Below are 8,028 nucleotides of genomic sequence, written 5' to 3'. Positions count from 1 at the left end.
TAAAATCTATTTAAGCTCAATTTAAACTTTAACTCTTCATTAAAATAAAGAAATGATTAGCTCTTATCAGAAAATAGAAGATTAGTTTTTGCATATATTAAAGTAAAAATGATTGTAATCAAGATTAATTGCTTGTAAAATTCACTTTAATAAGCATCGTTTTATTTTATCAGATTTATATGAAATTAGAATATTACAAATAGTTTAGCATCAAAATAAGAAATTGAATGAACTAAAATTTATAAAATTATAAATGTAGAATTCTTCTTAGATTTCTTAAATTGTAAAAAGTTACTTAAAATTTGACTTGAAATTTATTTTTGGTTGATGCTTAACAGGAAAGTTAACAGAATTGGCAATAAAACAATATTCATTCGCTTTTTTATGTAATTCGAGAGCCATTTCTGCCATTTCTTGACTTTTAACAGTTACTATTGGATTTAATAGAACTTCTTTGAAATAACCTTTTCCATCTGGTTCTTCCACCATAATTCCTTCTGCAATATCGCTATATTCTTCTACAATAATATTGTTTACGGAACAAAAATGCAAATACCACAACATATGACATGATGAAAGAGATGATACTAAAAAATCTTCAGGATTATGTTTATTCTTATCACCTCGAAAAGCAACGTCGGATGTACCTAGAATTGTAGGTTTATTTTCTATAATTATATTATGGCTTCTTTCATAATTTCTATAATTCTCTGTTCCAGACCCTTTATTTCCTGTCCATTCAATTTTTGATTGGTATTTATGTTCTTTCATTTAGTATGATTTGAAGATATTTATAAAAGGAATCGTTTCATTAATATAATAACGAAGCCTATTTTTTACTTTACTAAATTAAGAACAAAAACTTTCTGAACTATTATTGTTTTTCAATTAATTTTAATGCAAAATCCAAACGAATGTTTTCTTGATTTAGATATTGACTTATTGTGGGAATTATTTCGTAATTTGGTTTTACTCCACTTCCAAAAGGTAATTTTGGTTCAACATTCATAACAAATTGTAAAGCTGGAATCTCAATGGTTATTTTAGAATTTGGCAAAGTTAGATTTTGACTATATCCACTTGTATTTCCATAATATCCTCCACCTGTTTCTTGTCCAATAAATATTGCCAAACCTTTTGAATACATCATATTTGAAAATTCACTCGCACCAGAATATGTTTTTGGACTAATGAGAACATAAACATTGACTTTAAACTTATATTTTGGTTCTTTTTTGTATGCCATAAGCCCTAATCCAATATTATTTTTTCTTTCAAAACTTCCATCTTTCATTTTTTTATTCACAAAAAATCGCTCTAAAAATCCGAATACTTTAAGTTTTATAGGTTTATCAATTTAGTTATTAAGAACTACTTTTTGAGTTTTTGCTTTTACTTTCAAATATTTTTGATAATTCTCTCCAAAATATGAATACAACAATCCTTCATTTCCTTCTGTTCCTCCTCCATTTTCACTAATATCAATGATTACATTTTCAATATTTTTTTCTTTTATTTCAGTAAAACTTTGATTTAAAAATTTTTTTAAACTTTTATATTTGCTTTCTTTTTTAATATCACTATTTGAAAAAGTTTGAATATCTAAATATGCCGTTTTCGCATTTATAATTTTGAATTGTAAAGGATCTTTCTCTGGCTTTCTTATACTAATTTTGTTTTTCTTTTTAAAATTAGCATTAATTTGACTAATTGATAATGAATTAATTATAATAGGCGCTGAAATTTCTTTAAACTTTACTTCGTATTTATCTATTATTCCATAGTAGTAATAATAATTTCTAGAGAAATTAAACCCAACTAAATCATTATATTTAACAGCTTTAATAAATCCATCAGAAGCAAATAAATTTCCGATTTTTGTAACTATTTCTTTTGGCGTTTCTCCATTTATTTTTTCTATTTCAAGATTTTCTATTTTTGTGGAATCATTTGAAACATTATCAACACAATATAATTTATCACCTAAAAAAACGATTGTTAAAGGAAGAAAACGAATATTATCATTTGTATTAATTTCATTTTTCATTTCTTTTGGCAATAGAATATCTGTGTGATCTTCTCTTGACAATGCTACTAATGGCGCAATTATTTTATAAAATTCGAAAACATTAAGGTTAGTAGAGATTTTATTTTTTGCATTCTGAAAAGCAATATCAACACTATCTTTTGGTGTATACCAATACATTCCTGAATGAAATTTGTCTAAACCTTGATATAATAAATCTAAATCTCGGTGAAGTTTTTCCATTTCTATTTTAGGAAAATTTCCAAAATTTTGAGAATATGAAGTTTGTATTAGTAAAATTAAGAATATGAATAATAATATTTTTTTCATTTATAGCTAATTATGCATCATTAATCTAAATATATTTTTATAAGATACATCTATTGTAATAAAAAAACTAATTTAAGTTTTTAAAATGGATTCTAAACTTCATTAAAAATTTATTTATTGATTATTCTATTACACTTATTCTATCACTCTTCTCTGCTGTTTCTTTTCCCCATTGCGCAATTGCTTCCAATACAGGAATAAGTGTTCTTCCAAAATCTGTTAATTCATAATCAACTTTTAATGGAGGTTTGTTCGTGTGTACAGTTCGAGTAATCAAACCATCTGCTTCCATTTCTTTTAAATGTAAACTCAATGTCCTTTCAGTTATCATTTTACATTCTTTTCTCAATTCGCTGTAACGTTTTTTTTCTATTAAATGAATAAGAATTACAGCTTTCCATTTACCTCCTATATATTTCATTGTCAAACTAGTGGAACATGGAAATTCTTTATTATCTATACAATACATCTGCTACTATCAATTTCGACTGTTATTGCAAATGTAAATTACTATACTTAATTTTGCAACAATAAAAAGTATAGTATAAAAAAAATAAAATTTATGAGTTTTTTAGATCTTGCGAAAAGTAGATATGCAACAAAAAAATATGATACTACTAAAAATATTTCGGCAGAACAAATTGAAGAATTAAAAGAAATTATTCGATTAAGTCCTTCATCGATAAATAGTCAACCTTGGAAATTTACATTTGTTACAGATAAAGATGTAAAAAAACAATTGGCTGCACAATCTTATTCGAACGAAAAATCGATAAATGATGTTGATCTTTTAGTTGTTTTTAGCGTAATGGAGAATGTACAAGATTTTGAGAAACAAAATCTTTCTATTCTTCCTGAATCATTAATAAAAGGTTTTTATGAACCTTTGGTAAAATCGAATGGAGATGAAGCTGTAAAAGCTTGGATGGAACATCAAGTTTATATTTCTCTTGGTTACTTTTTGAGTGCATGTATTAGCATGGGATTAGATGCTACGCCAATGGAAGGTATTAATAAAAAATCATACAAAGAAATTTTATCTGATGATGGATATGAACCTTTATTTGCTGTTACAGTGGGTTATGCTGACAAAAATGATTACGCACATCCTAGTGTATCACCAAAATCTCGATTTGAGATGGATAAAGTTATTCAATCAATTTAAAGGAAATTAAACATTCATTAAATACAAAAAAAGAGAACAAATTTGTTCTCTTTTTTTTAAAAATTATTAGTGAGGTCCGTTACCTTTTTTATCTTTTTCTAAATCTGTATTCCAAATTTTAATTTTATCTTCTTTTTTCAATCCATATTTTACTTGAACATTAACGCCATCTGTAATTCCAAGCGTGATGTATTTCTTTTCATATTTCGCATCTTGACCTTTACCAGATTTCAGAATCTCTACATAAGGTTTTTGGTTTTCATCATAACGAACATGAGCCGATTTTATTAATAATACATTTTTAGCTTCTTGCGTTACAACTTCGGCATTGGCAGAATATCCTGCGCGAATAAAATTATCTGAATCTAGTTGAACTGGCGCTTTTATTTCGAACTGCACTACTCCATTATTCGCAACTCCTTGAGGAGAAATAAAATCTAAAATAGCTGTAAAAGTTTTATTTGGAATTGCACCAATTGATACATTTATCTTCATTCCTTCTCTTAATTTACCAACCTCAGCTTCATCAACTTTTCCTTGAAAAATCATTTTCTTAACATCTGCCATTGTAGCAATTGTTGTTCCTGTCGAGAAATTATTAATCTCTTGCACCATATTCCCAACCTCAACAGGAATATCTAAAATCATTCCCGAAGTTGTCGCTGTAATACGTGTTGTTGCATAAGCTTCCAAACCAGGAGCGATTCCAGTTTGTGCAACTTTATAATCGTTTTCTGCTGCTTTTAGTTGTTGCAAAGCTGCTTTATAGGCTGCATTTGAATTATCATAATCGGCACGAGGTAAAACTCCTTGATTATACAAAGTAGATGTTCTATTGAAATTGCGTCGTTCTTGATCAACAGTAATTTGAGCAGCTTGGATAGATTGACGAGCTGCATTTAATGATTGTACATTTGGAACAACTTTCAATTCACAAATCAATTGACCTTTTTCTACATATTGACCTTCGGAAACATTAATAGATTTTATAACACCCGAAATATTTGGTTTTATTTCTATCGTTTCCAATGGTTTTACTTCTCCAGTAGCAACAGCTTTAACCTCTATATTTCCCATAAAAGGTGTCGTTGTCTCGTAAACTTCATTTTCTTGACTATTTTTTTTGCCGAAATAAGTAATCACACCGATTACAGCACCGATAAAAATGATAATCATTAAAATTTTTAGAATTTTTTTCATTCTTTTATATCTTAAGTTTTAGTTATTCGTCTCGTAATGCATCAATTGGTTTGATTTGGATTGCGCGTTGAGCTGGAATCAATCCTGCCAGAGTTGCCATAACAACCATAACAGCCAATGCTGTAAATAATGTTACTAAATCGATTGACGCATTATATAAAGGTATGTTTTTATTTGATGGAATGATGATTTCATTGAGCAGCATCAATAAAAGTGCAGCAAAAATAATTCCGCCTAAACCAGCAATTAATGTTAATACAACTGATTCTAAAAGAATTTGCCCTCGAATTTGAGCGGGAATTGCTCCTAAAGCTCTTCGAATTCCAAATTCCTTTGTTCGTTCCGAAACTGTAATCAATAGAATACTTGCAATCGCAATAACACCAGAAAATAAAGTCATTCCACCAACAACTATTGCTAAAAATTGCATTCCTTTTACAAATTTGAGAATCTTGCCAAGCATTTCACCTAAATTAAATCCACCAATCCCTTGATCATCTTCTGGCGCAATATTTTTAATCTGCTTTAAGTAAGTTTTTAGTACTTTTTCGAATGCTACAATATCATAATTATTAGGCAAGCTCAGACTTAAATACTGAATTGTTTCTCCTTGATTGTATATTTTTTGAAATGTCGTAAATGGAATATAAACTTGATCTTTACTTTCTACAGGCGAAGAAGGCGTATCGTAAACACCGACAATTGTATAATAACTATCACTAATTCTGATTTCTTTTCCTAAAGGTTGTGGTTTATTCCCAAAAAATTGTTCTGCAACTTCTATTCCGATTACACAAACTTTCGATTCGGTTTTGATATCATCTTCATTGATAAAACGTCCTTGAATAATATCTTTTCCAAACATGCGATTTTGATCTGGATAATCTCCATTCACCGTATAATAATTATATTTTGCTCCGTAAGCTAAAATAGAATTTGGTTTCGAATTTCGTGGAGCTAATAATGAAATTTGAGGAAAACGTGACTGAATCTGGCGAACATCACTCATTTTCAATTCGATTGTACGTCCTTTTTGAAATCCTTGATAAGGCATAGATGTTTTTCCTCCCCAAACAAACAATGAATTGGTTGCAGCATCTGCTAAATTTCGATCAAAACCATTTTGTAAACCACGCGTAACTCCTAACAACAAAACAAATAAGAACATTCCCCATGCAACACCAATCATCGTTAGAATCGTGCGCAATTTATTTTTGCGAATCGCCGCGTAGACTTCGCTCCAAGCATCTGGATCAAAAACAAATTTTATAAAGTTCATTATTCGTCTCTTAAAGCATCAATTGGTTTAATACGTGCTGCATTCAAAGCTGGAATTAATCCAGAAACTGTTCCTGCAACAAATAAAATAATACAAGCCATCACCAAAGAATTGGTTTCAACTCCTGGATTATATATAAAATATTCTTCTAAACTATCGCCAATGTTTTCAACTAAAAGTGCTGCAAAAGCAATTCCTATTGCACCAAAAATAATTGTAATTAAAATGGCTTCTTGTAAAATCAATCCCAATACATTTGCTGGTGTTGCACCTAAAGCTTTTCGAATTCCAATTTCTTTTGTTCGTTCTTTTACACTAAACACCATAATATTTCCAATACTTACAATTCCTGCTATAAGACTTCCGCCTCCAATTATAAAAACTATAATTGTTAGGATGAAAAAGAACTGATTGGTATCTTCCATTGTTTCTGCTGCATTTCGTACCCAAATTCCTCCATAATCTGAAGGAGACACATTGTGCCGAACTCTTATATTATATTCGATTGCATTGGCCAATTTAGAAATATCTTTCAAAGACATTCCATCTTTTGGTGTTACAATAATAGACGAAACTTTATCGGTTGCATAAATTGTTCTAAAAGTTGTAAATGGTGCATACAAAGCTCGCTCAGCATTATCTCCTCCATCTTTACTTTCGAAAACACCAACTATTTGATACATACTTGATCCGATTTGCAAATATTTACCAATCGCAATTTGATTTGGAAAAAAATCCTGTGCAACCAATCGTCCTACTACAATTGATTTGGATTGATTATCCATATCTTTTTGATTAATAAATCGACCAAGTGTTACATTTTCATTAATCATTGTTTCATATTCTGAATAAACTCCAGTTATGGAATAACTTCCTGAATTAGCTTCATTCCGAATTGTATCAGTTTTCGAAATTGTACTTACAATAGATTTTATTTCATTTGGAAAAGAATGTTTAATAAAATTATAATCTTTTATATCTAATTCTATTTTGCGTCCTTGCTTGAAACCATTATAAGGTTCTGTTGTTGTTCCCCCATTAACGCTAATATTTAATGAATTTGCTTTAAAAAATTCTTGCTGAAATCCATTCTGCAAACCATTTCCCAATCCATACAAGGTAATAAATACAAAAAGCGCTAAAGCGATTGTCAATCCTGACAATGCTGTACGCAATTTATTACTTGCAATGGACGACCATATTTCGCTCCAACGGTCTGTATCAAACATATTTTATTTACAATTTTTGAATTATGATTTTTGAATTTTTAGATTCTAAAATCATTAAACTCTTACTTGTTCTACTTTTTTATCACTCACAATAACTCCATCTTTTAGACGAACAATACGTTTGCACATATTTGCAATATCATCTTCGTGCGTTACCATAACAATTGTTTTTCCTTCGTCATTAATCTCTTGAATTAGATGCATTACTTCCTGAGAAGTTTTAGTATCCAATGCTCCAGTTGGTTCATCGGCCAATAACAATTTTGGTTTTGCAGCTAAAGCTCGTGCAATTGCAACGCGCTGTTTTTGTCCACCCGAAAGCTCATTTGGCATATGTTTAGCCCAAGGCTCCAATCCTACTCTTTCGAGATAACTAAGTGCTATTTTATTTCGATCTGAACGTTTTACTTTTTGATAATATAACGGCAATGCTACATTTTCTAATACATTTTTGAAACTGATCAAATTATAAGATTGAAAAATAAATCCTAAAAATTTATTTCGATAATGAGCGGCTTTAGTTTCGTTTAATTTCTCAATTCTAACACCATCCAATTCATAAATTCCTGTATCGTGTTCGTCTAACATTCCAATGATATTCAATAGAGTTGATTTTCCTGAACCCGAAGATCCCATAATCGCAACAAACTCACCTTCTGCAATCTCAAGGTTAATTCCTTTGAGTACATGAAGTTTATTTTTTCCCATTAAGTAGGATTTATTTAAATCTCGAATAGATATCATAGATTGTTGTAAATTTCAATAAAGATAACAGATAAGTCGAAATAATTTGAGAAAT

9 protein-coding genes are annotated in these 8,028 nt (G+C 29.5%); 1 reads left to right on the top strand and 8 read right to left on the bottom strand.

What is annotated here, in order from left to right:
- Nucleotides 1–291 precede the first annotated feature (291 nt).
- The 4 genes from ACMHJW_RS10425 to ACMHJW_RS10410 form a co-directional block, all read right to left on the bottom strand.
- Entirely contained in the window at nucleotides 292–771 is a 480-nt protein-coding gene (locus ACMHJW_RS10425) for an OsmC family protein (RefSeq protein ID WP_413533348.1), read from the bottom strand.
- A gap of 103 nt (nucleotides 772–874) precedes the next feature.
- Nucleotides 875–1,294 carry a S41 family peptidase gene (locus ACMHJW_RS10420; protein WP_413533347.1) on the bottom strand — a complete coding sequence of 140 codons (420 nt, stop codon included), beginning with the start codon at nucleotides 1,292–1,294 and terminating at the stop codon, nucleotides 875–877.
- A 63-nt stretch (nucleotides 1,295–1,357) separates the two neighbouring features.
- The gene (locus ACMHJW_RS10415) at nucleotides 1,358–2,356 is read right to left on the bottom strand and encodes a S41 family peptidase (protein WP_413533346.1); all 999 of its coding nucleotides are present in this window, start codon (nucleotides 2,354–2,356) and stop codon (nucleotides 1,358–1,360) included.
- Nucleotides 2,357–2,477: 121 nt separating this feature from the next.
- Entirely contained in the window at nucleotides 2,478–2,825 is a 348-nt protein-coding gene (locus tag ACMHJW_RS10410) for a winged helix-turn-helix transcriptional regulator (protein ID WP_413533345.1), read from the bottom strand.
- A gap of 93 nt (nucleotides 2,826–2,918) precedes the next feature.
- On the opposite strand from ACMHJW_RS10410, the gene ACMHJW_RS10405 reads away from it, so the two are divergent.
- Nucleotides 2,919–3,521 carry an NAD(P)H-dependent oxidoreductase gene (locus ACMHJW_RS10405; RefSeq protein WP_413533344.1) on the top strand — a complete coding sequence of 201 codons (603 nt, stop codon included), beginning with the start codon at nucleotides 2,919–2,921 and terminating at the stop codon, nucleotides 3,519–3,521.
- Between the two features lie 66 nt (nucleotides 3,522–3,587).
- Here ACMHJW_RS10405 and ACMHJW_RS10400 read toward each other — a convergent pair whose 3' ends face one another.
- Genes ACMHJW_RS10400 through ACMHJW_RS10385 form a run of 4 tightly spaced genes read right to left on the bottom strand, consistent with a single transcriptional unit; the run spans nucleotide 3,588 to nucleotide 7,973 of the window.
- Nucleotides 3,588–4,721: an efflux RND transporter periplasmic adaptor subunit gene (locus ACMHJW_RS10400; RefSeq protein ID WP_413533343.1), complete on the bottom strand. Its 1,134-nt coding sequence runs from the start codon at nucleotides 4,719–4,721 to the stop codon at nucleotides 3,588–3,590.
- A gap of 22 nt (nucleotides 4,722–4,743) precedes the next feature.
- Complete coding sequence (locus ACMHJW_RS10395; RefSeq protein WP_413533342.1) at nucleotides 4,744–6,000, bottom strand: ABC transporter permease; 1,257 nt, start codon at nucleotides 5,998–6,000, stop codon at nucleotides 4,744–4,746.
- Entirely contained in the window at nucleotides 6,000–7,229 is a 1,230-nt protein-coding gene (locus ACMHJW_RS10390) for an ABC transporter permease (RefSeq protein WP_413533341.1), read from the bottom strand. The genes ACMHJW_RS10395 and ACMHJW_RS10390 overlap by 1 nt, the downstream gene beginning before the upstream one ends.
- Nucleotides 7,230–7,283: 54 nt before the next feature.
- Entirely contained in the window at nucleotides 7,284–7,973 is a 690-nt protein-coding gene (locus ACMHJW_RS10385) for an ABC transporter ATP-binding protein (protein ID WP_413533340.1), read from the bottom strand.
- Nucleotides 7,974–8,028 lie beyond the last annotated feature (55 nt).

The sequence above is a fragment of the Empedobacter brevis genome, assembly GCF_965118635.1.
GTDB lineage: Bacteria > Bacteroidota > Bacteroidia > Flavobacteriales > Weeksellaceae > Empedobacter > Empedobacter brevis_A.
The sequence above is the reverse complement of the archived record's forward strand: the minus strand, read 5'-3'. Positions and strand labels throughout refer to the sequence as shown.

What these genes read in the sequence shown, in the direction of transcription:
- ACMHJW_RS10425 (WP_413533348.1), bottom strand. Translation starts at nt 771, where the DNA reads ATGAAAGAACATAAATACCAATCAAAAATTGAATGGACAGGAAATAAA.
- ACMHJW_RS10420 (WP_413533347.1), bottom strand. Translation starts at nt 1,294, where the DNA reads ATGAAAGATGGAAGTTTTGAAAGAAAAAATAATATTGGATTAGGGCTT.
- ACMHJW_RS10415 (WP_413533346.1), bottom strand. Translation starts at nt 2,356, where the DNA reads ATGAAAAAAATATTATTATTCATATTCTTAATTTTACTAATACAAACT.
- ACMHJW_RS10410 (WP_413533345.1), bottom strand. Translation starts at nt 2,825, where the DNA reads ATGTATTGTATAGATAATAAAGAATTTCCATGTTCCACTAGTTTGACA.
- ACMHJW_RS10405 (WP_413533344.1), top strand. Translation starts at nt 2,919, where the DNA reads ATGAGTTTTTTAGATCTTGCGAAAAGTAGATATGCAACAAAAAAATAT.
- ACMHJW_RS10400 (WP_413533343.1), bottom strand. Translation starts at nt 4,721, where the DNA reads ATGAAAAAAATTCTAAAAATTTTAATGATTATCATTTTTATCGGTGCT.
- ACMHJW_RS10395 (WP_413533342.1), bottom strand. Translation starts at nt 6,000, where the DNA reads ATGAACTTTATAAAATTTGTTTTTGATCCAGATGCTTGGAGCGAAGTC.
- ACMHJW_RS10390 (WP_413533341.1), bottom strand. Translation starts at nt 7,229, where the DNA reads ATGTTTGATACAGACCGTTGGAGCGAAATATGGTCGTCCATTGCAAGT.
- ACMHJW_RS10385 (WP_413533340.1), bottom strand. Translation starts at nt 7,973, where the DNA reads ATGATATCTATTCGAGATTTAAATAAATCCTACTTAATGGGAAAAAAT.